Annotated in this window: 21 protein-coding genes; 10 read left to right on the top strand and 11 right to left on the bottom strand. The window is 55.6% G+C overall.

What is annotated here, in order from left to right; genetic code table 11:
• Positions 1-46: 46 nt before the first annotated feature.
• Entirely contained in the window at positions 47-457 is a 411-nt protein-coding gene (locus TGAM_RS05260) for a translation initiation factor IF-5A (protein ID WP_015858651.1), read from the top strand.
• A gap of 65 nt (positions 458-522) precedes the next feature.
• Complete coding sequence (locus TGAM_RS05255; protein ID WP_015858650.1) at positions 523-1,917, top strand: MATE family efflux transporter; 1,395 nt, start codon at positions 523-525, stop codon at positions 1,915-1,917.
• On the opposite strand, the gene TGAM_RS05250 is transcribed toward TGAM_RS05255, so the two are convergent.
• Positions 1,907-3,634 carry a P-loop NTPase family protein gene (locus tag TGAM_RS05250; RefSeq protein WP_015858649.1) on the bottom strand — a complete coding sequence of 576 codons (1,728 nt, stop codon included), beginning with the start codon at positions 3,632-3,634 and terminating at the stop codon, positions 1,907-1,909. The two genes, TGAM_RS05255 and TGAM_RS05250, sit on opposite strands and share 11 nt — an antisense overlap.
• Positions 3,635-3,665: 31 nt before the next feature.
• A complete protein-coding gene (locus TGAM_RS05245; protein WP_015858648.1) occupies positions 3,666-4,973 on the bottom strand; it encodes an alpha/beta hydrolase in 1,308 nt (435 codons plus the stop codon).
• An 81-nt stretch (positions 4,974-5,054) separates the two neighbouring features.
• Here TGAM_RS05245 and moaC point away from each other — a divergent pair, with 81 nt between their 5' ends.
• The 4 genes from moaC to TGAM_RS11250 all read left to right on the top strand — a co-directional run bounded on the left by moaC (position 5,055) and on the right by TGAM_RS11250 (position 7,605).
• Positions 5,055-5,519: a cyclic pyranopterin monophosphate synthase MoaC gene (moaC, locus tag TGAM_RS05240; protein ID WP_048811169.1), complete on the top strand. Its 465-nt coding sequence runs from the start codon at positions 5,055-5,057 to the stop codon at positions 5,517-5,519.
• Positions 5,520-5,566: 47 nt separating this feature from the next.
• Positions 5,567-6,076 carry a hypothetical protein gene (locus tag TGAM_RS05235; protein WP_048811168.1) on the top strand — a complete coding sequence of 170 codons (510 nt, stop codon included), beginning with the start codon at positions 5,567-5,569 and terminating at the stop codon, positions 6,074-6,076.
• Between the two features lie 29 nt (positions 6,077-6,105).
• Positions 6,106-7,392, top strand: coding sequence for a tRNA(Ile2) 2-agmatinylcytidine synthetase TiaS (tiaS, locus tag TGAM_RS05230; protein WP_048811413.1), 1,287 nt, complete (start codon positions 6,106-6,108; stop codon positions 7,390-7,392).
• 63 nt (positions 7,393-7,455) lie between these two features.
• Positions 7,456-7,605: a hypothetical protein gene (locus tag TGAM_RS11250; RefSeq protein WP_015858644.1), complete on the top strand. Its 150-nt coding sequence runs from the start codon at positions 7,456-7,458 to the stop codon at positions 7,603-7,605.
• Here TGAM_RS11250 and TGAM_RS05225 read toward each other — a convergent pair.
• The 9 genes from TGAM_RS05225 to TGAM_RS05185 form a co-directional block, all read right to left on the bottom strand.
• Positions 7,598-8,755, bottom strand: a complete 1,158-nt coding sequence (locus tag TGAM_RS05225; RefSeq protein WP_048811412.1) for an ATP-binding protein — start codon at positions 8,753-8,755, stop codon at positions 7,598-7,600. The genes TGAM_RS11250 and TGAM_RS05225 overlap by 8 nt on opposite strands.
• A gap of 115 nt (positions 8,756-8,870) precedes the next feature.
• Positions 8,871-10,367, bottom strand: coding sequence for an FGGY family carbohydrate kinase (locus TGAM_RS05220; protein ID WP_015858642.1), 1,497 nt, complete (start codon positions 10,365-10,367; stop codon positions 8,871-8,873).
• Positions 10,364-10,732 carry a DUF1667 domain-containing protein gene (locus TGAM_RS05215; protein ID WP_015858641.1) on the bottom strand — a complete coding sequence of 123 codons (369 nt, stop codon included), beginning with the start codon at positions 10,730-10,732 and terminating at the stop codon, positions 10,364-10,366. The genes TGAM_RS05220 and TGAM_RS05215 overlap by 4 nt, the downstream gene beginning before the upstream one ends.
• Complete coding sequence (locus TGAM_RS05210) at positions 10,716-11,960, bottom strand: NAD(P)/FAD-dependent oxidoreductase (protein WP_015858640.1); 1,245 nt, start codon at positions 11,958-11,960, stop codon at positions 10,716-10,718. Before TGAM_RS05210 ends, TGAM_RS05215 begins: the two co-directional genes overlap by 17 nt.
• The gene (locus TGAM_RS05205) at positions 11,957-13,720 is read right to left on the bottom strand and encodes an FAD-dependent oxidoreductase (protein ID WP_048811167.1); all 1,764 of its coding nucleotides are present in this window, start codon (positions 13,718-13,720) and stop codon (positions 11,957-11,959) included. The genes TGAM_RS05210 and TGAM_RS05205 overlap by 4 nt, the downstream gene beginning before the upstream one ends.
• Entirely contained in the window at positions 13,717-14,853 is a 1,137-nt protein-coding gene (locus TGAM_RS05200) for a (Fe-S)-binding protein (protein WP_015858638.1), read from the bottom strand. Before TGAM_RS05200 ends, TGAM_RS05205 begins: the two co-directional genes overlap by 4 nt.
• The gene (locus tag TGAM_RS05195; protein ID WP_048811166.1) at positions 14,854-16,284 is read right to left on the bottom strand and encodes an FAD-binding oxidoreductase; all 1,431 of its coding nucleotides are present in this window, start codon (positions 16,282-16,284) and stop codon (positions 14,854-14,856) included.
• Positions 16,285-16,396: 112 nt separating this feature from the next.
• Positions 16,397-17,407: a deoxyhypusine synthase gene (locus TGAM_RS05190; RefSeq protein WP_015858636.1), complete on the bottom strand. Its 1,011-nt coding sequence runs from the start codon at positions 17,405-17,407 to the stop codon at positions 16,397-16,399.
• A 36-nt stretch (positions 17,408-17,443) separates the two neighbouring features.
• Entirely contained in the window at positions 17,444-18,490 is a 1,047-nt protein-coding gene (locus TGAM_RS05185; protein ID WP_048811165.1) for an FAD-dependent oxidoreductase, read from the bottom strand.
• A gap of 190 nt (positions 18,491-18,680) precedes the next feature.
• Here TGAM_RS05185 and TGAM_RS05180 point away from each other — a divergent pair, with 190 nt between their 5' ends.
• The 4 genes from TGAM_RS05180 (at position 18,681) to TGAM_RS05165 (ending at position 22,656) form a co-directional block, all read left to right on the top strand.
• Positions 18,681-19,460: an SDR family oxidoreductase gene (locus TGAM_RS05180; protein WP_015858634.1), complete on the top strand. Its 780-nt coding sequence runs from the start codon at positions 18,681-18,683 to the stop codon at positions 19,458-19,460.
• Positions 19,461-19,472: 12 nt separating this feature from the next.
• Positions 19,473-19,769, top strand: a complete 297-nt coding sequence (locus tag TGAM_RS05175) for a hypothetical protein (protein WP_015858633.1) — start codon at positions 19,473-19,475, stop codon at positions 19,767-19,769.
• Positions 19,770-19,902: 133 nt separating this feature from the next.
• A complete protein-coding gene (locus TGAM_RS05170; protein ID WP_048811164.1) occupies positions 19,903-20,967 on the top strand; it encodes an ABC transporter substrate-binding protein in 1,065 nt (354 codons plus the stop codon).
• Positions 20,968-20,997: 30 nt separating this feature from the next.
• Positions 20,998-22,656, top strand: coding sequence for an ABC transporter permease (locus tag TGAM_RS05165; RefSeq protein WP_048811163.1), 1,659 nt, complete (start codon positions 20,998-21,000; stop codon positions 22,654-22,656).
• Positions 22,657-22,658 lie beyond the last annotated feature (2 nt).

The raw sequence follows: 22,658 nt of genomic DNA, 5'->3' as shown, positions 1-22,658 counted from the left end.
ATGGCCCTTCCGAGTTGGAATAGAACGCTTACGGGAGGTATGAGAGATGGGAGACAAGACCAAGGTTCAGGTCAGCAAGCTCAAGCCCGGGAGGTACATAATCATCGACGGCGAACCCTGCAGGATCGTGAACATAACGGTCTCTTCCCCTGGAAAGCACGGGTCCGCCAAGGCCAGGATTGAGGCCGTTGGAATCTTCGACGGAAAGGTCAGGAGCATCGTTAAGCCGACCAGCGCGGAAGTTGACGTTCCGATCATCGACAAGCGCGTCGGTCAGGTCATCGCGATAACCCCCGACACCGTCCAGATCATGGACATGGAGACCTACGAGCTCTACGACGTCCCGATCGAGACCGGTGTCGAGGACGAGGTCAAGGACCAGCTCAAGGAGGGCATAACCGTCGAGTACTGGGAGACCCTCGGCAGGATTCAGATTAAAAAGGTCAGGGGCGAGTGAGCCCCTCTTTCTCGCTTCTTCGGAAAGCCTTAAATATCAATTCTTCTTTTATCGTTTAGATCGACATGGAAGAGAACCTCCGGAGGAAACTGTGGTCCCTCGCGTGGCCAGCGATACTGGGGAACATCTCCCAAACTCTGCTCAACTTAGTCGATACTCTGATGGTGGGCCACGTCAGCGCCATAGCGGTCGGTGCCGTCGGTCTTGGGGGCCAGATAAGCTGGTTCATGTTCCCGATAATGATGTCGGTTTCCGTTGGGACGCTCGCACTCGTTGCCAGGTTTGTGGGGGCAAAGGACTTTGAAAAGGCGGAGCTCGTTCTGGAACAGAGCCTCTACCTTGCCTTCCTCCTCGGCATTCCGGTGTTCCTGTTCGGCTGGTTTCTCGGCGATGATGTGCTGCGGATCATGGGGGCAAGGGGAGAGACCTTCAGCTTGGCCTACTCCTACCTCAGGGTTCTCTTCCTGTTCTACCCCATAAGGTTCGTTGGGTTCACGTTCTTCTCCGCACTAAGGGGGGCTGGGGACACCAAAACACCGATGAAGCTCGGCATTATGATGAACATCATAAACGCGACCCTCGATTACCTCCTGATCTACGGTAAACTTGGCTTCCCCAGGCTCGGCCCAGTTGGCGCGGCGTGGGCATCCGGGATCGGAATAACGGTTTCTTTCCTCATCGGCTTCTACCTTCTCCTAACGGGGAGGCTCGTACTCCGTTTGAGACCCAGCTGGCGGTTCGACCTGTCCCTCATCGAGAGGATCGTGAGGATAGGGATTCCAGCCCTCGTGGAGCGCGGTCTCTTCAGCTTCTACAACTTCCTCTACATGACGATAGTCACGAGGTTCGGGAGCATAGCCCTCAGCGCCCACCAGATAGGTCTGAGGATAGAGAGCATCGCCTACATGCCGGCTTTCGGATTCAACGTGGCTTCGTCAGCCCTCGTCGGCCAGAGCCTCGGTGCAAAAAGACCAGACCTGGCCGAGAAAACGGTGAAGGAAGCCCTCAAAATGATAACTGCCTTCATGAGTATAATGGCCATCATCCTTATACTCTTCCCGCGCTACCTCGTCATGCCCTTCCTCGATCCAAGTGATCCGCACTACAGTGAGGTGCTGAGGCTTGCGAGCATATACCTCATAATAGTGGGGATAAGCGAGATCCCCCTCGGCTGGGTCTTCGTCCTCAGCGGGGCTTTAAGAGGTGCCGGCGATACCAAGAGCCCGATGTACGTTACAGCCGTAAGCAAACTGCTCTTCAGGATTCTTCCCGCATATCTCCTCGGCTTCGGTTTTGAGGTACCCAGCTTCAAAGTTCTGGGCTTTACCTTCCCGGGCTTTACCTTCAGGGGGATGGGAGTCATAGCCGCGTGGATAGCGATGAGCCTCGAGACATTCACGAGTGCCGCGATGTACTGGTGGATATTCAGAAGGGGACGGTGGAAGTACGTCAAGGTCTGAAGGCCCGCAGAATCCTCTCGAATATCTCCCTCTCGGCTCCTCTCCTCTTCCGGGCAAGCCTCTCCACTATGAGCTCCGGGGTGCTTCTCCCTATCCTTCCGAAGCGCGGCTGTCTGTCCACGATGAGGTTCAGGCTCTCGTCAAGTCCCTTGGTCTCTATCCCGTCCACCCTCGCAAAGGGCAGTTCATTTTTCAGATCCTCACCGAGATGGGACACAATAACCACGTAAAAGCCCTTCCCGTGGGCTATCCGCAGGAGTTCACCTATTATCTTCACCGCCGCACCTGGCTCTGTTATAGCCTCGAACTCATCTATGAGGATTAGCTTTCTTCCCTCTCCCCTGAGCGCCCGAACAAAGGAGCGGAGCGCGGTCTCAAAGGCCCCGGCACCATAGATACTCCTCTTCCTCCTGAAGAAGAAAACCTCGTCTAGGGGTTCGAGCCATGCTCTCTCAGCTGGAACAGGGAAACCCATGTGGAAGAGCACCTCGATCTGCGTTATCAGCTCGAGCAGGCTCGTCTTCCCGCCGCTGTTGGCTCCCGTGAGGATGACGACCCTCTCGTCGGCTATATTCTCAGAGCCGGGAACGCTGAAGTTCACCGGTTTGGTGCCAACAACGTAGCTGACAGGCTGAGGGTTCTCGATGAAAAGGTGCCTCCCGTTTACGAAGGCGATGCCACCACTCCAGAGCTCTGGAAACGAGAAACCTCTCGTGAAATCCTTAACGGCCCTCAAAAAGTCGAGCTCTTTAACCGATTCGAGCTCCTTTTTGAGCCCGGGAAGGAGATGGGCTATTCTCTCAAGTATCCCCCTGCTCTTCAGGTAGAGTTCCACCTTTAGCTCCCTTTCGAGTTCCTGGTAAAGGGCCTCAACCCGCTCTGGAGCGGCCCGAACGGGATACATCTCGTCCCGCGGGAAGAGTTCAACGGCAACGCCAAGCCTCTCACCCAGCTCGCTCTCGGCCTCGTTGATTAGGTCGAGGATCTCCCCCTCGATTCCACCGAAGTGTCTGAAGATTGCATCGTAGTTGCCAGCCCTCAGCTCGCTCAGGAACTCGACAAGCTCCTTCCCGGTGAGGGTCAGGCTAAAGCGCTCCAGCTTCTCGGAGATCTTCTCGTTTAGTTCCCTCTCCTTCTCCGCCACGAGTTCGTCGAGGCTCTCAAGAACTCTTCTCCTTTCCATGACCTCCTTGAGCGGGGCGAGCTCGCGCAGGATTTCCCGGGCGACGCTCTTCCTTCCGAGGCTCTCCCCTATCCTCGCCAGGGCCTCCAACGTTTCCCGGTTCTCCCAGAGGGGCAGGACGTAAAGTTCCGGTGCTATCTGCGCGGGACTTAACTCAACGTCGATGCCGTAACCAACGGTGCTGAGAACAAGGGGGTACTCTGAGGGATCAACGGACTCGGTAGAGACCTCACAGAGCCCAAAAGAACTTGCCCTCTCGAATTCGCTCTCATCGACTATCAGCACCCTGTCGTGGAGGTACTCCCTCCTAAAACGGATCGGCTTCACCCGGGCTATGTACTCCCCGATACCCTCCTTGACGAGGGGGAGCTTTTCTCGGAAGTACTCCTGTCTCCTCCGTATCTCCCCAGGATCGGAGGTGGGCTCGAATTTCTCAAGAAGGGTCGAACTCTCTGGGAGGACCGTTCTTCTCCTTATCTCCTCCTTTATCGCCCGCAATATTGCCCTGGCTTCTGAGTTGAGTTTCAGCTTCATCGTTAAAAGGACGGGAAAAGGGATAAAAAGTTTATCCGCCGAAGAGCCAGGTTACGGCCTCACCAAAGTGCTTCCCCCAGTAAAGCTCGTTGTGTTCTCCTTTCTCCTCGACGACCACCTTGAGGTTCTGTCCCTCGACGTATCCCTTTTCCTTCAGGATCTCAACAATCTTGAGGTTGTCCTCTGCTATTTTCTCCGGGTTGCTCCCTTCGGAGGTTCCCCAGTAGATGTAGATTTTCTCCGGGCCACTAGGAGCGTTCCTTACGAAATCGTAGATCTCCGGATTGAACCAGAAGGCTGAGCTCATCGCCCCAACGTACTTAAAGATATCCGGATGTCTGAAGCCGGCGTAGATTGCCATCAGGCCGCCGAGCGAAGAGCCCATTATCCCAGTTTCCTCCCGCTCCGTTCTATAGAGGGCATCAATATACGGCTTGAGGTTCTCCACTATGAAATCGAGCGTTGCGTTGCCCAGGCCACCCCTTCCGTACTCGGCGTTTACCCAGGGTGCGTATTCGTCTATCCTCCTCTCCCCACCGTTGTCAATTCCAACCACTATTATCGAGAACCCCGTTTTGTTGTAGAGATATTCAAGGGTCTCGTCAACCCCCCATTCTCCTGCGAAGGCCGTTGCGTTGTCGAAAAGGTTCTGACCGTCGAGCATGTAGAGAACGGGGTACCTCTTCTTCTCGTTTTTGCCGTAGTCCGGTGGAAGGTAGACCCAGACGCGAACCGTCCTGTTGAGCTGTGAGGAGAACATCTTGAATACCTTCACGTTGCCGCTTATGGTGTGAGCGACCCTTTCAACGTGGTCGTGCCAGTTATAGACCCTGAGCTCGTACACACCTCCTTTCCTGAAAATGAAGTGCCTGCTCGGGATTTCCTCGCCGGAGGGTCCAACTTCCACACTCTCCCATGAGCCCCGCGTAAACTTGAAGTTTATAACCGTCCCGTACGGGAAGGTGAGGTTTATCGCCCACCTCCCGTCTTGGAGCTTCTGTAGTCTGAAACGTTCATCCTTTGGATTCCAGCCGTTGAAGTCGCCCGCAATGTAAACGCTGGCGTTCTGGGGCGTGTATTCCGGCACGGAGACGACGAAAGTTACGGTTACGTTTTTCTCACCCTGTGGAGGACGCCAGATTGTTGTTTCGACGCTTGAGGTGCTCGAGCCCACACTCGAGGTCATTGGTGTAGTGGTCTTTGGGGGCGAGGATGTTCCCTCTGAGGAGGTCGTGGATGAAGCTCCAGTACCGTTCGAGCCTCCGATGCATCCAAGGGACGCGATAAGAAGGATCACGATGAACAGCGTGAGGGCTTTCGTGTTCCTCAACTTCACCACCGCTCACAGATTGCCAAAGTTGTTTATAGCGTTAACCCAAAGGTTTTAGTCGAATCATATGGAACCAATTTGGGTGATAGAATGGAGCTGACCCACGTCGATGAGCGGGGAGTTAAGATGGTTGAGGTTGGCCACAAGGACGTCGTTTTTCGAAAGGCCGTTGCCAAGGGCAGGATAAAGCTAAAACCGGAGACGATAGAGCTGATTAAGGCAGGGAAGACGAAGAAGGGAAACGTCATAGCGACGGCCCAGATAGCGGGGATTCTGGCGGTGAAGAAGACGCCCGAGCTGATCCCCCTCTGCCACCCGATACCACTGACCGGCGTTGACATAACCTTCGAGTTTGGAAAGGACTACATCGAGGCCACCTGCGAGGTTCGCGCATACTACAAAACCGGAGTCGAGATGGAAGCCTTAACCGGCGTAACCGTCGCGTTGCTCACGATATGGGACATGGTTAAAGCCGTCGAGAAGGACGAAAACGGCCAGTACCCGGTGACGAGAATCGAGGACGTCCACGTCGTTGAGAAGATTAAACAGAAATGACCAGTTAGGGTTATAAATGTCCATACCCAGTTGGGCCGGTGGTTTGGATGTACGAGGTCAAAAAGAGCAACTCCAGCTACATCTTTGACCTGCCCCGTGAGAGAATAGCCTTCATGTTCTTGAGGGACGGAACCTACATGATGTTCCACGACGAGGAGTTCCTCTGCTACTCACCAAAGCCCGTCGAGGTCTCAAAGGAGGAACTTGAGCACTTCGAGAAAACCGGTGAGATGCCCGAGCTCGTGAAAAGGATCAAGGCCCACGACTTCCCGAGCGAGTGCGTCGTCAAGAGACTGCCCCCAATCGACGAGGATTTGAAGCCCTTTAACCCCAACAGGAAGTGTGTGGTGATCTTCACCGGCTTCTGGGACACGGTAATAGACTACATTGAAAGGGCCGGAATCACATACGCGGTCGCGAGGCTCGTGGACGAGCCCGACAAGGTTTGCCGGTTCGCTGGAAAGGGCAACTACAAGGTCGCGGCCGTGAGACTGAAGAGAAACCAGCCATGTCTCGACAGGGAAGAGTTCAGGAAGGTCCTCCCCAAAGGCGTTTGATTTTTAAGCCCTCTCTCTTTTCTCCAACCATGCTCCTCCACATCGGAATAGACGACACGGACTCACCCAACGGCATGTGCACGACCTACCTCGGGGCGCTCCTCTACCGCGAGATTTCCCGCTTAGCTGAACCCACCGACCTTCCGAGGCTGATAAGGCTGAACCCGAACATCCCCTACAAGACGCGCGGGAACGGAGCGGTTGCGATGACCTTTGAGGTCGATGAGGAGGCTGTTCCGGAAGTTAAGGACCTCGTGCTGTTCTACGTCAACCAGCTGGCAGACTTCACCCACGAGAACACCAACCCAGGCGTCGTCTTTTTCGAGGGCGAAATCCCCGAAGAGCTTCAAGAGTTTTCGCTCAAAGCTTTAAGGGAGCACGTAACCATCGAAGAGGCTGAAAGAGTCGCGAGGGAAGTTGGTGCGGAGTTCTTCAAGTTCAAGCTCGGCAGGGGAATAATAGGCGCGCTCGCTTCAATTGGCTATCCCCTTGAGCGCTTCACCTACGAGCTTTTAGCTTACCGCGAGCCGGAGAACTGGGGGACGCCAAGGAAGGTTGATGCAGAGAGCGTGTTTTTAGCAGACAGGTGGAGCTATCCTTTCACTTACGACAACGTTGACCCCTACAAGAGAACCATCTTAATAGCGCCTCACGGCAAAGACCCCGTTCTAGTCGGACTCAGGGGAATTGACCGGGGAAGGGTTCTCCAGACCTTTGAGATGGTCCGCTTTGGGGAGCCCGTTGCCTTCTACCAGCTCTACAAGACGAACCAGAACACCGACGATCACCTTACCCCAAAGAAAATCGGCGAGCTGAAGCTATACGACAGCGCGGTCGTCAGGGGAAGGGTTTCCAAGCCATACTGGGAGCGCGGGAGGCACGTTTTCTTCGAGCTTGAGGACGAGACAGGGAAGATACGTGTCGCGGCCTTCGAGCCGACGAAAAAGTTCAGGAACTACGTTCGGAAGCTCCTGCCCGGCGATGAAATCATTGCCGCTGGAGGGGTTAAGGAGCACGAGGGCGTTCTAACGCTCAACCTCGAAAAGTTCTATCCAGTGAAACTCGTCCCGAAAATCGAATACAGAAAGCCCAAGTGCCCGCGCTGTGGGGGAACGATGAAGAGCAAGGGCGACTACCTCAAGTGCAAGCGCTGTGGCTACAGAATGCCGAAAAAGCTGATTCCGGTTGAAGTCCCTCGCGAGCTGGAGAGGAAGATTTATGAGGTTCCTCCTGACGCGAGGAAGCATCTGTCGAGGCCGCTGGTGCTGCCGGGTGGGGAAGAGAGAGTTTTAGAAGCCCTAGGGAACTCGGGATGATAATCAGGATTATCATAATCGCGATTATCATTCGGGCCAATAGAGGTCAAGTCGGATGAGGCCATGAAGCGAGCGGAGGAGGACTTACTCAACCGGCTCGACAAACTCCTCGAAAACCCGGAGGAGAACGCGCTTGAGATAGCCTACACGGTTAAGCTCCTCAGGCTGGTTCAGTGGAGGGACGTGAAGGGGATAAGGGAATTTGCTAAGTGAGGTTGTAAAGGAATCCCGGAACCTCCGGGCCCTTCAGGATTCTAACGTCCCTCGGATACCTCCCCCTTCTCTCCCCCGACTTCACCTCGACCTTCAGGTTTCCAGCGATTGCATCAACCTCGTAGGAGTTCCTGTAATAGTAAACCTCCCCGAACTTCCTGTACAGGTGCTCCTGGACGAGCCACTCGTAGAGAACCGCTTTATCAATCCTCCTCCTCGTCCAGAGCTCCATGGCCCTCACGATGAGCGGGTCGCGGAGGATTAGCTTCCTCTCCTTCCGCGGATAGACCTTCCCGTCGCCTCCAAGGTAGAGAACCTGCAGGAGGACGTGGAAGGCCTCGAAGAGCTCAACATAATCCCTCGCGGTGTGGGGGGAGATTCCAACTACCTTCGCTATCGCGTTGAAGGATGTAGGTGAGGGAGCCTTATCAAGTATCGCACCCATAACGTCCCTCGCAAGGTCGGTCGAGCGGTCTAAAGCTTTCAAGTCGGCCTTCAGGAAGCCCACGAGCTCCTCGACCTTAAGGGTGCCGTTCATGTATGCCAAGTATCCTCCGGTCTCAATGTAGTTCTCGAAGACCTCTTCCCCCATTGAGGGGAAGAACTCGTCGTAGAAAAGGTTGTAGTGTTCATAGAAGCTCAGCGGCATGACCTCGATTGTTTTTCCGTTCCCCCTTCTGCCGCCGAAGGTCTCAAAATGCCTGCCTACCGTCAGGGAAATCGAGCCGGTCACCGTGATGACGTCGCTCCTCAACTCGCCTCTGTCTATGAGGAACTTCAAGGCACGCCACCAGTCATCCACGAGGCTGACCTCGTCGAGGAATATAAAGGCCGTTTTAACGCTTTTTCGTCTCTTCAGCCTTAGGTACTCGTTTAGAACCTCTAAAAGCTCTTTGTAGTCCTCAAGCACGTCACAGCTGAAGTAAAAGACGGCGTAGGGAGTGTGGACTTTTTTGAGGAGTTCCCTAATGAGGAGCTTTATTCCCATGGTCTTCCCGACCCTTCTCGGGCCGACGACGAAGTTGAGGGAGAAGGGCCTCAACGAGAGCTCATCAAGCCATTTCGGCCTGACCCTGTAGGTGAGCTTTTCAAAGAGCTCCCAGTCCCTGTCGGGTTCACCAATCCACCATGGGTTCTGTACCTCAAGCATGTGCATTTATAGTGCAAAGGTATTTATAAAGATTTTGCACTCTTATTGCAAATCATTTTTAAATCTCTTTGCAGTGGAAGTGCAAACTATTCCCTCATAAATCGAAACAGAACCCTCAGAGCAGCCTTCCCATGAACTCCTCCCACAGCCTTCTGAAGTCCTCGTGCTTCTCCCCGCTCGGCTCGAAGACCCTCTCCACCATAGGTTTCTCCCACGCGCTCAGGACGTCACTTCCCTCGGCAACCGCGCGTGCTATCATGAAGGTTCCCTGCGCGGAGCCGTTGAGCTCCACCGGCCGAACTATTCTCTTCCCGCTGAAGTCGGCTATCAACTGCAGGAGCGGGTCGATCTGCGAAGCGCCCCCGTCGGAGGTCAGGGAGCCAATCTCAACCCCGGTTCCCGATTCCATGGCGGCTATAACCTCCGCGACCCTCATCGCTATCCCCGCTATGAGCGCCTTGATGATGTCTTCCTTCCTTACGCTGAAGGACAGGTTGAGGAGCGCTCCCCTGAACTCAGGCTTCAGATAGGGCGTCGAGAGGCCGGCGAAGGCGGGTATGAAGAGCACCCTTGGAAGGGTGGGATCTTTAAACGCAGCGCTGATCTCAGAGTAGTCCTTGATGAGGCCAACGCTCAGGAGCCAGTCAACGGCCGAGCCGGAGGCGTTTATTATTCCCTCGAGGAGGTAGAGCGTCTTTTTCCTGGTTTTAAGGGCGACCATCGGGTAGAGGCCTGGCGACGCTGGCTTCGGCTTCTCGCCTACGTTCAGGTCAATGAACGTCCCCGTTCCGTGGGTCATCTTCGCGCTCCCCGGCTCAACACCCGCACGGTAAAGGGCCGCCTGCTGATCCGCCACCATCGTGAGGAGGGGCACACCGTAGTCCGTTTCCCCCACTGGGAGGTCGTTCGGCTGGAGGGCGGGAAGAATTTTCTTGGGAATTCCCACGATGCCCATGATGTTGTCGCTCCACTTGAGGTAGAACGGGTCAAAGAGGCCCGTCGCGGATGCGTTCGTGTAGTCCGTCACATGCTTCCCCGTCAGGTTCCACGCTATCCAGCTGTCCATCGTGCCGAACTTCGCAGTTCCATCCTCGACGGCCTTCCTGACTTCTGGCACGTTGTCCATTAGCCAGCGTAGGTGCATCGAGGAGTGGGAAGTGCCGAAGCCCACGTGGGCCAGGGTGATTATATAGGCTCCCTTTGGTAGGCTGGCTATTCCGGGAACGATGCGGGAGAGTCCGTAGAAGACCTTTCCGAGAGCCCTACCAAAGCGAACGAGGAAGTTGCGGGAAAAGGCCTCCACGATATCTTTGGTCCTCGTGTCCTGCCAGGTTATCATGTTGTGGAGCGCTCCTTCGTCGTCCCACACGACGGTGGAGCTCCGCTGGTTGGTGATGGCCATTCCCTTTGGCATCCCAAGGGAAGAGGTAACCCCGTCTATGAGCCGCCTGACCGTTTCAATGAGCTCTTCGGGGTCGAGTTCGGCCCAGCCAGGCTCCGGATAAACGGGCCGTGTTCTCATGCTCTTCTTCAGGAGCACCTCCCCCTCCTCGGAAAAAGCGTAGGCCTTGACGTTCGTAGTCCCAACGTCCAGGATGAGGTAGTAACTCATCCAACCGCCTCCATATCGCGCTCCGCAATCACATCAACACCGGTTCCAGCAACATCCTTCACGATAACCTGGCCGCGCCGAACCGGGGCCTTCACGACAACCCCCTTGAGGGCCTCTATAACGTCCCGGATTTTGTCCTTGGGCACGGGTTCTGCCGTTCTCACCGGAAGGCGCGGATAGCGGGCGTTGAGTATCCTAACGGTCGTCGTGACAATCCGCCTCGGGTTCCTCACTTCCTCCTCCCCGAATCTCTTGCCCTCAAGGCAGGCGAAGCCCGAGACGTGGACCTCGTTCCCCTCGACCGTGATCCTCAGCCTGCACCCCTTGGGACACCGGATGCAGAGAACCTCATACTCTCGCGACATCCACATACACCTCTTCCGCCCCGCTGATAGCTTCACGGGGGATTTCAATCCGCTCAAGCGTCGATGGCCTCACGTACTGCCGGAACTCCTTCTTCAGAATCTCTCCATTCCCGCCCCTGACGATTATCCATGCGCGACCTTCGACGGCAGGCCTGAGGAAAGCAACCACCGGTCTCTCGTCCTTCCATTCCAGCCGGTGGGGCGTCAGCGTCCGGACGTTGCTCCCGGGCTTGAAGGGTACTGGGTTATCAAGCCGCTTCTCGCCTTTCAAGTACTTCTCAACGCCGTCTGCCGCGATGTAAGCGCTCTCAACGGCGTCGTCAACGTAGTCGAATATCTGGACGAGGTTGCCGGCGGCAAAGACCCCCCGCACGGTCGTCTCGAAGAACTCGTTCACGACCGGCCCTCTGGTTCTCGGGTCTATCTCGGCCCCAATTGCCCTCAACTTCTTGGCATAGGGCACGAGGCCAACGGAGAATATCACCGTGTCGCAGGGGTAGAACTCCTCGGTGCCGGGTATGGGCCTCCAGTTCTCGTCGACCTTCACGAGGATAGCTCCCTCAACGCGCTCCTTCCCCACCATCTCCTTCACCACCGTCCTCGGCCTGAAAGGTATGTTGAAGTCGAGGATGCACTGCTGGACGTTCCTCGGGAGACCAACGAAGAACTCCTCCGGAAAGACGACGGTTATAGACTCAACCCCTTCCAGGTAAAGATGCCTGGCGACGATCATGCCAACGTCCCCGCCGCCGACTATGAGGACTCTCCTCCCGGGTAGGATTCCGTAGAGGTTCACGAGCCTCTGCACCATTCCGGCCGTGTAAACACCAGCGGGCCTCGTCCCACCGACCTTTATCTCGAAGGGGTGCCTCTCCCTGCAGCCTATGGCGTACACTATCGAGCGGGCCTTTATGCGCTCGACACCTCGCGGGCTCACCGTCACAAGCTCCTTGACGTCTCCCCCGGCGTTTACGGATTTGACGTACGTGTTCAGGTGCACATCAAGGCCGAGTTTGCTAACCTCATCCATAAAGTGGCCCGCAAACTCCGGCCCGGAGAGGGCCTTTCCGAATATTTTGGTCCCGAAGCCGTCGTGGATGCACTGGTCGAGGATACCTCCGAGTTCTTCCTTTCGTTCGATGAGCGCGACATCGTAGCCCTTACCGGCGAGCTTAACCGCCGCGGCCATCCCGCTCGGCCCTCCGCCGATCACAACGACGTCCTTCACGGTTCCTCACCCCTGACTGCACCGTTGAAGAGCCTCCCACCGTTCTCCTTGACGACCTGGGAGATCGGGATTCCCAGCTCCCTTGAGAGAATCTCCGCCGCCTTCAGCGTGCAGTAACCGCCCTGGCACGTCCCCATCCCAAGCCTCGTACGTCTCTTGATGGCGTCAAGGGTTCTCGCGCCCCGGCGTATCGCCTCCACTATTTCAGCCTCCGAGACCATCTCGCAGGTGCACACGATGTTGCCCCAGCGCGGATCTTCCTTTATCCTCCTATCGAGTTCCTCAAGGCTCATCTCGCTCGCACGAGGGATCGGTTCCCTGTGCGGGTTGAAGTCGGGCTTCGGCTCCAGAATGAGTCCCATCGAGCGCAGCTGCTCGACGGCGTACTCCGCTATCGCAGGTGCTGACGCGAGCCCGGGAGACTGTATCCCAGCGACGTGGAGGAGGTTCTTCACCCACTTGGCGGGCCTTATTATGAAGTCCTCAGTGAAGGTCGGCGCCCTGACCCCGGCAAAGTAGCGGATTATCCTGTGCCTCGGAAAGTCCGGGTATATCTCCCTGTAGCGCTCGAGTATCTCTTCGATCTCCTCGGGATGGACTGACGTGTCGGTTTTATCCGGCACTTCCACTGCAGTCGGCCCCCAGAGGATGTTTCCGTGAACGGTGGGGTTTATGCCACCCCCCTTGGTGTGGGCCGGCGCAGGAAACCTGAGCTCGGTGACGCAGTGGTTCACCCATCCCTCAAGCTCTTTGTCGAAGAGAAGGATCACGCCCTTCCTCGGGTGTATGGTGTACTCCCTCGAGCCGGCGAGCTCGGCTATCTCATCAGCGAAAACGCCGGCGGCGTTCACGACGTACCTCGCCAGAAAAGTCCCCCTGTTCGTAACGACGCCCTTAATGGTCTCCCCTTCCCTGATGAAGCCCACCACCTCTGTCTCGAGGTGTATTTCAACCCCGTTGGCAATCGCGTTTTCTGCCAGGGCCACGACGAGGTCATAGGGGTCAAGTATTCCCGTTGACGGCACGTAAACCGCGGCCCAGGCCTCCCTCGTGGCCTTGGGTTCCAGTTTCCATATCTCCTCGCCTCTGATTATGCGTATTCCCTTAACGCCGTTCAGCATGCCCTTGAGCTTCACGAGGTACGGGAAGATGTAGGCCGAGACGAATTTGTAGAACGGGCCCGGGAGGTATCTCCTGTACTTCTGGAGTGTCCGCGGGGTTATCAGCCAGAGGCTTCCGACGCGCTTGAACTTGACCCCCAAATCCCTTGCAAGCTCATCATACATCGCGTTTCCCCTGACGTTGAGTTTGGCCTTGAGCGTGCCGCGCTTCGGAGCCACTCCGGGGTGTATCATCCCGTTGTTCGCCTTTGATGCCCCCACAGAAACGTCGGTGGCCTTTTCGAGGAGGGCGACCTTCAGACGGTACTTTGAGAGCTCCCTCGCTATCGCCGTCCCGGTAACACCGCCCCCGATTATGACGACGTCGTACTCGCCGATAATTCTACCCTTGTTTTTCTCGTAGAGCTTCCTCCTCCGCTCTTCCTTACGCCTGAGCTCCTCCTCCGGGTAGTCCTTCCATTTTATCCTGTTCACCACGCCCTCAACGCCCTTAATGTTCCCCACTGCAAGCCCGATCTCGACCCATTCCTCGTAAGCCTCCACTTCCCCGTCGAGGAAGACCACGCCGTCCCTGATCTCGAAGGTAATTTCGTAAGGAAACCTTCCAAGGACCTTCCGAACCTTTGATTCGAGGCTCATTCTTCCATCATCTCCAGCAGGAACTCGACTATATCGAGAACCTCCAGACCATCACCGTTGAGTGCCAGTTCACAGCTCGGGCAGGCCGTCACGACTCTGGCCGCGCCGTCCCTGAGCTGCTCCCTCCTCTCCGCGGCAATTTCCTTGGCGAGCTCCGGCTTCAGTCTTGAGACGGCACTCCCACCGTGACCGCAGCAGAAGAGCTCCCTGCGCGGCTCCCTGATTTCAAGCCCTTCCACGTTCTCCAGTAGGCTCTTGAGGAGCCCCCTCCGCCCGAGATGCATCGCGAGCCTGCAGGGGTTGTGGTAGGTCACCGTTCCAGCTCCCTTCAGCTTCAGACCGCCGATGACCTCGCCAAGGAGCTCCGTTATGTGTAGAACCTGAGGTTTGAGCTTTATCCCGTATTTGGGGTAGAGAACGCGGAAGGTGTAGGCACAAGAGGGGCACGAGGTGACTATCAGCTCTGCACCGGTTGCGTTGAGCTTCTCCGCGGTTCTCTTGGCGACCTTCTTAAACAGCTCCGTATTGCCAAGGTTGTACGCTGGGAGGCCGCAGCAGGTCTCGCTTATGGTGAAGGCTTCATAACCGAGCTTATCGAGGAGGGTCAGGGTCTTTTCGGCCAGTTCTGGCCTCTCGTTCCTCACGGTGCAGCCTCTGAAGTAGAGGACTTTCCCCGAACCGTCCGCACCCGAATCAGCGTTCCCGTAGATGTCTCCCGACGTTTCGAGGTTTTCAAAAACTTTCCTGAACTCTTCGAACACCACGCCCCTACTCACGGCCTCTTCCTTCACCGGCCGGATGAGGTCGGCGACCGAGAACTCGAACGGGCAGTAGAGGGTGCACAGGTCGCAGCCGAGGCAGGTGTACAGGGGCTCCAGGTTGTCGAGGTTCAGTTCGAGCCGTCCCTCGCGTATCATGAGCGCGATCCGCGCCTTTCCCGCGGGGGAGGTCGTTTCGCGCCCTTCAACTATCGAAACTGGACAGGCGTGGCGGCACATGTTGGGACAGAGGGCGCACTTGGTCAGGTCATCCGCCGAGAGCTTCCCCTGAACGACCTTGAAGATCATCCTTCCGCCTGTAAGAAGGTTCGAGAAGCCGATTTCGTCCTTGAGCCAGTCCCACTTTCCAGGCATTCACATCACCATGTTACCGGGGTTCATAACATCCTTCTCATCTATCGCGAGCTTAACCTTCCTCAGCACCTCGTAGGCATCTCCCAGCTCCTCCGCGAGCCATCCCCGCCTGTGACGGCCTATCCCGTGGTGGTGGCTTATCGTGCCTCCACTATCGAGCGTGGCCCTCATTGCGGCATCCCAGACCGCGTTGTAGAACTCCCCCGCGCTTCTGCCCCTCGGGGGAACGCCCGCAAAGGTGAAGTAGAAGCAGACCCCCTGGTCGTAAAAGTGCGAAGCGTGGGCGGAAGCCATCAGCGTGCCCTTCACGGACTTCATGGCCCTGATGACGTTCTCATAAAGTTCCGCAGCCCTGCTCCAGTTTACCGCAACCTCTATCGTGTCTATGACCACGCCGATCGGCGCGAACTCGGATATCTCCTTCACGTTGAACCTCGTCTCCAGCCAGTGCCTCACGGGTTCCTCCCCGGCAGGCACCCCTTTGAACTCCCTCTCGACGATTTCTTTCTCGGCCCTTGCCAGCCTGGAGTCCCCCTCGACTATGATGACCGTCCCTATCTTTCCGTACAGCTCTTCGAATTTGTAGAAGTGCCTCTTCGTTTCGACCCGGTCGTATATCCTCACCACTGCCGGCCTCGCACCGCGGTGGAGTATCCGCCTGACTGAGTCCAGAGCCTCCTCAAGGCTCTCCGATGCAAAGGAGAGCAGAAAGCGCTCCTCAGGGTAGGGACGAACTTTGAGCCACACCCTCGTCACGATGCCGAATATTCCCTCGCTCCCAACGAAGAGCTTCCGCAGGTCCGGGCCCGTTGCCGTCCTTGGGTGTGGTTTGAGCTCGATGAGCTTCCCCGGCGGAATTACCGCCCTCAGGCCAAGCACCATATCCTCGATGCCGCCGTATCTGGTCGAGAACTGGCCTATAGCCTTGGTGGCAACCCAGCCGCCCACCGTTGAGGGATAGAGCGACTGCGGAAAGTGGCCGAGTGTGTAGCCCCGTCTGTTGAGGTACTCCTCGATGTAATACCCGTTGACTCCAGCCCCGGCCTCGACCATAAGGTCATCCTCATAAAGCCGCAAATCCCTGAGGCGCTTCAGGTCAACCACTATGCCCCCGTACTCCGGCACTGTTCCCCCCAGAACTCCAGAGCCGCCGCCGTATGGGTAGAGAGGAACGCCCTTTTCGTGAGCCACCCTAACTGCGTTCACAACGTCCTCCTCGCTCTCCGGAAACACCACCGCATCAGGAAGCGCTGGAACTTTACCCTTCAGCAACCAGTGGAAGGTTATGAGCCAGTAGTCGTGGCTGTACGAAAAGAGGTCAGCCGGCTTGGTCGAAACCTTGTCCCCAAGAAGATTTTTGAGTTCGGCGATGGCTTCATCAACGCTGCCCCTTTTGGGGCGCTTAAGGACTTCATCAAACGTCAGCGTCAAGATTCCACCCCTGATGCACATATTGCATGCACAAATAAAAGCATTTTGGAGCACTTGGGGAGCCACAGTGCAGACAAGAAGGAAGGTCAGAGAGATTGGAAAGAAAAGGGCATCAGCTCCTCATAACCTTCCACACCAGCAGGGGGAAGACCAGCGTCGCGTCGGCCCAGATTTCTACGTAGTCAGCCTTCGCCCTTATCTTGCCCCAGCTTACACCTTCACTCGGAGGTGCACCGCTGAGCGAGCCGTCCCAGGGGATTGCGGTGGTCACGTAAATCGCGTAATCGGTTCCGCCCCTGAAGAGGTTGGCGTTTATTATCGCGTGCTTCGGCAGAGAGCCGCCGAGAATTATCGAGGCGGTCTCCTTGGCGGTAACCGCTAAGTTGTTGAGCTTCACGATGTCATTGGCTATGTCAATTATCAGCTCTCTATCTCCGCGCTCCTCCTTGAAGAAGTAGAGCATGTCACCTATCGAGCCGTCGGTGATGGCCGGGCAGAAAATTGGGACGTTTCTCTTGTAGGCCCAGTAGATAACGCTCTTCTCCTTCTCCTTCCCGAGCTTCTCGTCCATGAAGCGGCCCATCTCGTAGATGAACTCGCTCGCCGTCAAGGGCTTTCCGCGCTCCTTCTCAATCTCAAGAACCCGCTCGAAGAAGGGAATCATGTACTTCTCGAACTCAATGTAGCGGTCGTTGGGCACGAAGATGTTACCGATTCTGTTTATGCCCTTCTCGCGCATTAAAGCATCGTTCACGTTCCAGTCGCCAAGGATAAAGGGCTTCAGGGCCTTTATGAAGTCCTCCTCGATTCCGCCGGCGGTAGTTACGATGACATCAACCTTGCCTTCTTTGACCAGCCACGCGATTATCTCTCGCAATCCCGAGGAGATTATGTTGGAGGTGTATCCGAGGAAGACGCGGACCTCTTCGCCCCTAGCGCGCTTCTCCTCGACTTTCTTCCATATTTCAATGGCCTTTCCAAGGTGCGTCGCCTGAAAGCCTATGCGCTCGTAATAATCGAGAACTTCCTCAAGACTGGAAACCTCGTCCAACCAGGGCCCCTCAATTGGAGTTCCCTCAACTTCTTCGCTCTCCTTCAGCACTATGTCCTTCGGCTCAGTCATGGAAGGAGGTTGGGAAGGGGGCGTTTAAAGCTTTCGTCAGCACTTCCCGCTCAGGACCGAGCCTATCAGCCTGGTCGTAACGGGGACGGGGAAGACCTTTTTCGGCGCCTTCTTTGTGAGCCACTCCTCTATCTCCTTCGCCCTTGCCCTTCCCTCGCGCATCGCGGTTCCGATGTTCCTCGGCGCGACGACGTCTCCCGCGAAGAAAATCCCTGCCTCCTTAAGGATTTTCTCGTTGGCACAGACTACCTCGCGAATCGGGCTCGTCGGCAGCTGGCCGATGGCATAGGCGACGATATCAGCGTCAACGATGAACCTTTCGTCCGTTGTCACAACGGTTCCCTCGACGATTCTCGTCCTCGCGAACTCAACCCCTTCGGCCCTGCTTTCGCCGATGATTCTTACTGGGGTGGCCATCTCGATGAACTCAAGCCCTTCCTCTATGAGCTTCCTGATTTCGACCTTTGCGTAGCTCTGCTCAAGGGAGCGGCGGTAGACCATAGTGACCTTTTCAGCGCCGAGGAGTCTCGATTCAATTGCGACGTCAACGGCAGTGTAGCCCGCTCCAATTATGACGACGTGCCTGCCCTTCAAATCGGGAACCTTCTCCCAGGGGTAGTAGCCTATCCTCGCCATCTTTATGTGGTGGAGCAACTTAAGCGCGTCGTAAACGCCCGGCAAATCAACGCCCGGAACCTTCAGCTTCCTCGGACGCCAGGCGCCCGTTGCAATGAGAAGGGCGTCGAACTCAGCGAGGAGCCTTTCCAGAGATACGAAGTGCTCGGCCCACTCGTCTCCGAGCTCCCGCGGGGAGTCGTAGACGACCTTCGTCCTGAAGTGGAAGTTCACGCCGAGCCTTTCGAGGTCTTTAACGCCTTCCCTTACGGTTTTTATCGGTATTCTAACCTCTGGAATCGCGAAGGCGACCATCCCCCCGCCCTCTGGCATCTTGTCGTAGACGTGAACCTCGTAGCCCCTGCACGCGAGGTAGCCCGCCGCTGTAAGCCCCGCTGGACCTGCGCCGATGATTGCGACCTTGAAGGGCTTTGGCCCGCTCTTCTCCCTGCAGACGTAGAACTTCACTTTATCACCCCCAAAATTTTTAGAAAAACCTGTTGAAAACCGAAGGTTTTGCACTTTAAGTTTCTTTTCCCAAAAACCTTGCCATAGTGACGGAGATTCCCCAAATTCGGGAAGCCTAATTCGTCAGGGGGACAAAGGTTATTAGTCGCTGGGGAAAGGTGCTACCATGATTGAGGTCGACCTTGGGGGAATGGGCGTAATAGTGACGGCATCCTCGCGCGGGATAGGCTTCAACGTCGCGAGGGAGCTTTTGAAGAGGAACGCGAGGGTTGTTATAAGCTCCAGAAACGAGGAGAACCTGAGAAAGGCCCTCGACGAGCTCTTGAGCTACGGCGAGGTTTACTCCGTTGAGGCCAATCTTTTTGACCAGAAGAACCTTGAGAACCTCGTGAAAGAAAGCTGGGAGCTCCTCGGGGGAGTTGACGCTCTCGTCTGGAACGCCGGAAACGTCCGCTGTGAGCCGTGCCTTCTCCACGAAGCCACTTACCTTGACTGGATTGAGGCTTCCGCTCTGCACACAGTTGCACCTGGCTACCTGACGACGCTTCTCATCAGAGAATGGCTCGAGAGGAAGCGGAAAGGCGTTCTCGTCTATCTGAACTCTGTCTCGATAAAGGAGCCCATGCCACCGCTCGTTTTAGCAGATGTAACGCGCGCCGGACTGGTTCAGCTGGCGAAGAGCGTTTCGAGAACCTACGGGAGCAAAGGAATTCGGGCCTACTCCGTTCTGCTCGGCAGCTTCGACACGCCCGGTGCGCGAGAGAACCTCAAGGCGGTTGCCGAGGCGAGGGGAAAGTCCTTCGAAGAAACCTGGGAGAGGGAAGTCCTCTCAAGAACACCCCTGCGCAGAACGGGAAGATGGAGCGAACTCGGCTCGCTCGTGGCCTTTCTGCTCAGCGATGAGGCCGAATACATGCTCGGCTCCACCGTAGTCATAGACGGCGCGATGACGAGGAGCGTTGACCTCTGAGAAAAGTTTATTTTGGCAGTTAAGGTCTTCGAGGAACTTCCGCTTTACGTCCAGATTAAGGTCATTGGGAATCACGTTGTAATCTATGGAGATGAGCTTGAGCTTTCGGAATACTTCTACCAGTTCAGAAAGCTGTGGAAGGACATGGAGCACAGGATTAGGGAGAACCGATTTGAAAGTGAAGGGAAAAAGCAAAGCTCAGGAGGAGCGCCCGTGAGAAGGCAAAGGTACTTAGAGAGAAGCTTGAGAAGTTTGAAGAAAAGTATGAAAAGCTGGAAAGCTGAAATCACCAATCCGCCTTGTGAATAAGCTCTCCCTCCACGAAGACGTGCGTCAGACAATTCTAAGGGGTATGAAGTTTGGACTTAAACCCCGGTTCCAAAACATAAGGTTTCCAAAATTTTTATATTGCTAAAACTTCCATTTATTTGGGGTGACTCCCATGAAAAAGATATTTGCCTCTCTGTTAGTTTTTGTCTTGGTGCTTGGGTTAGTTGGAAGTGGATGCATAGGCGGCGGGGGCAGCAGTACTTCGAGCTCGTCCTCAAGCAGAAGTGAAACCCAGATAAGCGGAACGATTTACTTCTACACTTCCATTCCAAAGGACATAGCCGTCAAGATAGCAGACGAGTTCCAGAAGAAATATCCAAACGTTAAGGTTGAGGTTTACAGAAGCGGGGCCTCCAAGGTCATGACCAAACTAAACGCCGAAATCGAGTCGGGGAAGATCATTGCCGATGTCGTATGGCTTGCTGACCCCGGAAACACTATCTACTTGAAAAACAAAGGTGTTCTGATGAAATATACACCCAAAGACGCTGACAAGGTTCCCGACTTCGCCAAGGATCCCGACGGCTACTGGATCGCCGGGAGGTTTATTGCCCCGGTCATAGCGTACAATACTAACATAGTTAAAAACCCACCCAAGAAGTGGACGGACCTCACAGATCCCAACTACAAAGCTTCCCTCCCCAGCCCGTGGAACAAAGCTGAGGGATGGGTGGCCATTCCGAACCCCCTCTACTCCGGCGCGGCCACGGCATGGGTTTACGGCATCAGCCAGAAGTACGGATGGGACTACTTCAAAAACGCCAGATCAATGGGAATCGTGGTTCTGAAGAGCAACGGCGCGGTTAAAAACGCGATAATAGAAGGCCAAGACCCCATTGGCGTGACGCTGGACTACATGGTTAGACAATCAATGGAGGAGGGGGCACCTATAAACTACGTCTACCCCGAGGATGGAACCGTTGTGATACCGAGCCCAATAGCGATAATGAAGAGCACGAAGAATCCAGATGCGGCTAAAGCCTTTGTAGACTTCCTGCTCTCAAAGGATGTTCAGGAGTTACTGGTTCAATACGGCATAATCCCGGCCAGAACTGACGTTACACCACCGAAAGGAACGCCCAACGTGAGTGACATACCCAAAATCGACATCGATTGGGAGAAGCTCTCCTCCCAGCTCGAGGACGTCAGGAATCAGTTCTCCCAGATTATGGGCTGATTTCCTTTTTATTTCTTGGAGGGAGCTAAAATGGAGAGGAAGATAACGTTCACCCAGGCAATGTGGCTGTTCTCACTGGTGGTTCTCCTCGTAACGATAGCCTATCCCCTCGTGGCGCTGATATACAAGAGTCTCTTCGGTGAGAAGGGCTTTGGGTACGCCTATAAGGTCATAGCCTCAGACCCGAACACGTGGGTTTATACTCTCAACACGCTCAAACTTGCGGTTATAGTGACCTTCTTTGCGGTTATCATAGGAGTCCCGTTAGCCTTCCTCGTTGTCAGGACGAATCTGCCCGGGAGAAAGGTGGTTCGCTTTCTTGCAGTCCTGCCCTTCATCCTGCCACCCTACGTCAGCGCCATAGCTTGGATCCAGCTCGCGGCGCCCTACGTTGGATACATAAACAGGATCTGGAACGGGCTGGGGGGAAGCGGCAACATAGTTAACATATACTCCTTCCCGGGCCTCGTTCTCGTCATGACGCTCAAGTTCTACGTTTACGTTTTCCTCACAGTTGCTGCGGCCCTTGAGCAGATGGATCCATCGCTTGAAGAGGCCGCAAGGATGAGCGGCTCTGGGCCATTCAAAGTCGCAAAGGACATCACAATACCCCTGGTGATGCCCAGTATAGCCTCGGGAGCGCTCCTGGCCTTTGTTGCCACGTGTGCGAACTTCGGCATTCCAGCTCTCATCGGGGACAGGGCCCACTACTACGTCCTGACAACGAGGATTTACAGCACTCTTTCGATTCCCGATATAGACCGCGCCATAGCCTACTCCCTGATCCTCGTTATCATAACCGGACTCGCCCTGCTCATTCAGAAGAGATCCTTTGGACAGAAGAGGTACACGACCCTCACTGGAAAGACCGTAAGGCCAGCGGTGATAGCACTCGGCCGGCGTAAGGGGCTCGTGGCACTTTTCGTCTTCCTGTTCCTGGCCTTAACCTCCGTGATCCCGCTTTTCTCACTGTTCTTCAGCGCGTTCCTTAAAAACCTGTACTCACCGCTTACCAGCCTTTCCTCCTTCACCCTCAGCAACTTCAAGTTCGTCCTGATGGAAGACGAAACAACGACTGCGGCGCTGAAGACCAGCGTTTTCTCGGCATTTACTGCCTCAACGATAGTTACGCTCTTCGGAGCCCTGCTGGCATACATGATCGTAAAAACCAACGTGAAGGGTCGTCTCTTCATGGACTGGCTCTCCTCGGTTCCCTATGCCCTTCCAGGAACTGTGGTCGGCGTGGCCATAATCCTCGCCTTCATCAAGACACCTATCTTCAACACACTGTGGATAATACCCTTCGCTTACTTCATCAGGTACCTTTCCTACGGTGTCAGGACAACGGTCGGTTCCCTGCTCCAGATAGACAGAACTCTCGAAGAGGCCTCCCTGATGTGTGGTGCAAACTGGCTCACGACGATGAAGAACATAGTCCTCCCCCTCATTAAACCCGGCCTCATAGCGGCATGGATACTGGTCTTCATGCCTACTCTCAGTGAACTGACGGTCTCGATAATAATCTATCCTCCGAACCACCCCACGATTGGTGTTGCCACCTACAACCTCATGGAGGAGGGTCAGTACACCGCAGCGTATGCCCTCTCCGCCGTTGTTGCGGTGGTTGTTATTTTGGTCCAGCTCGCGGTTAATAAGATCACAGGAAAAATTGGAGCAAGGGGGTTGTGAAA

Source organism: Thermococcus gammatolerans EJ3, assembly GCF_000022365.1.
Lineage (GTDB): Archaea > Methanobacteriota_B > Thermococci > Thermococcales > Thermococcaceae > Thermococcus > Thermococcus gammatolerans.
The sequence above is the reverse complement of the archived record's forward strand: the minus strand, read 5'-3'. Positions and strand labels throughout refer to the sequence as shown.

Coding starts and splice junctions, on each gene's coding strand:
- TGAM_RS05255 (WP_015858650.1), top strand. CDS start 523: ATGGAAGAGAACCTCCGGAGGAAACTGTGGTCCCTCGCGTGGCCAGCG.
- TGAM_RS05260 (WP_015858651.1), top strand. CDS start 47: ATGGGAGACAAGACCAAGGTTCAGGTCAGCAAGCTCAAGCCCGGGAGG.
- TGAM_RS05190 (WP_015858636.1), bottom strand. CDS start 17,407: ATGACTGAGCCGAAGGACATAGTGCTGAAGGAGAGCGAAGAAGTTGAG.
- moaC (WP_048811169.1), top strand. CDS start 5,055: ATGGAGCTGACCCACGTCGATGAGCGGGGAGTTAAGATGGTTGAGGTT.
- TGAM_RS11250 (WP_015858644.1), top strand. CDS start 7,456: ATGAAGCGAGCGGAGGAGGACTTACTCAACCGGCTCGACAAACTCCTC.
- TGAM_RS05235 (WP_048811168.1), top strand. CDS start 5,567: ATGTACGAGGTCAAAAAGAGCAACTCCAGCTACATCTTTGACCTGCCC.
- TGAM_RS05205 (WP_048811167.1), bottom strand. CDS start 13,720: ATGAGCCTCGAATCAAAGGTTCGGAAGGTCCTTGGAAGGTTTCCTTAC.
- TGAM_RS05215 (WP_015858641.1), bottom strand. CDS start 10,732: ATGTCGCGAGAGTATGAGGTTCTCTGCATCCGGTGTCCCAAGGGGTGC.
- TGAM_RS05170 (WP_048811164.1), top strand. CDS start 19,903: ATGAAAAAGATATTTGCCTCTCTGTTAGTTTTTGTCTTGGTGCTTGGG.
- TGAM_RS05165 (WP_048811163.1), top strand. CDS start 20,998: ATGGAGAGGAAGATAACGTTCACCCAGGCAATGTGGCTGTTCTCACTG.
- tiaS (WP_048811413.1), top strand. CDS start 6,106: ATGCTCCTCCACATCGGAATAGACGACACGGACTCACCCAACGGCATG.
- TGAM_RS05200 (WP_015858638.1), bottom strand. CDS start 14,853: ATGCCTGGAAAGTGGGACTGGCTCAAGGACGAAATCGGCTTCTCGAAC.
- TGAM_RS05225 (WP_048811412.1), bottom strand. CDS start 8,755: ATGCTTGAGGTACAGAACCCATGGTGGATTGGTGAACCCGACAGGGAC.
- TGAM_RS05180 (WP_015858634.1), top strand. CDS start 18,681: ATGGGCGTAATAGTGACGGCATCCTCGCGCGGGATAGGCTTCAACGTC.
- TGAM_RS05250 (WP_015858649.1), bottom strand. CDS start 3,634: ATGAAGCTGAAACTCAACTCAGAAGCCAGGGCAATATTGCGGGCGATA.
- TGAM_RS05220 (WP_015858642.1), bottom strand. CDS start 10,367: ATGAGTTACTACCTCATCCTGGACGTTGGGACTACGAACGTCAAGGCC.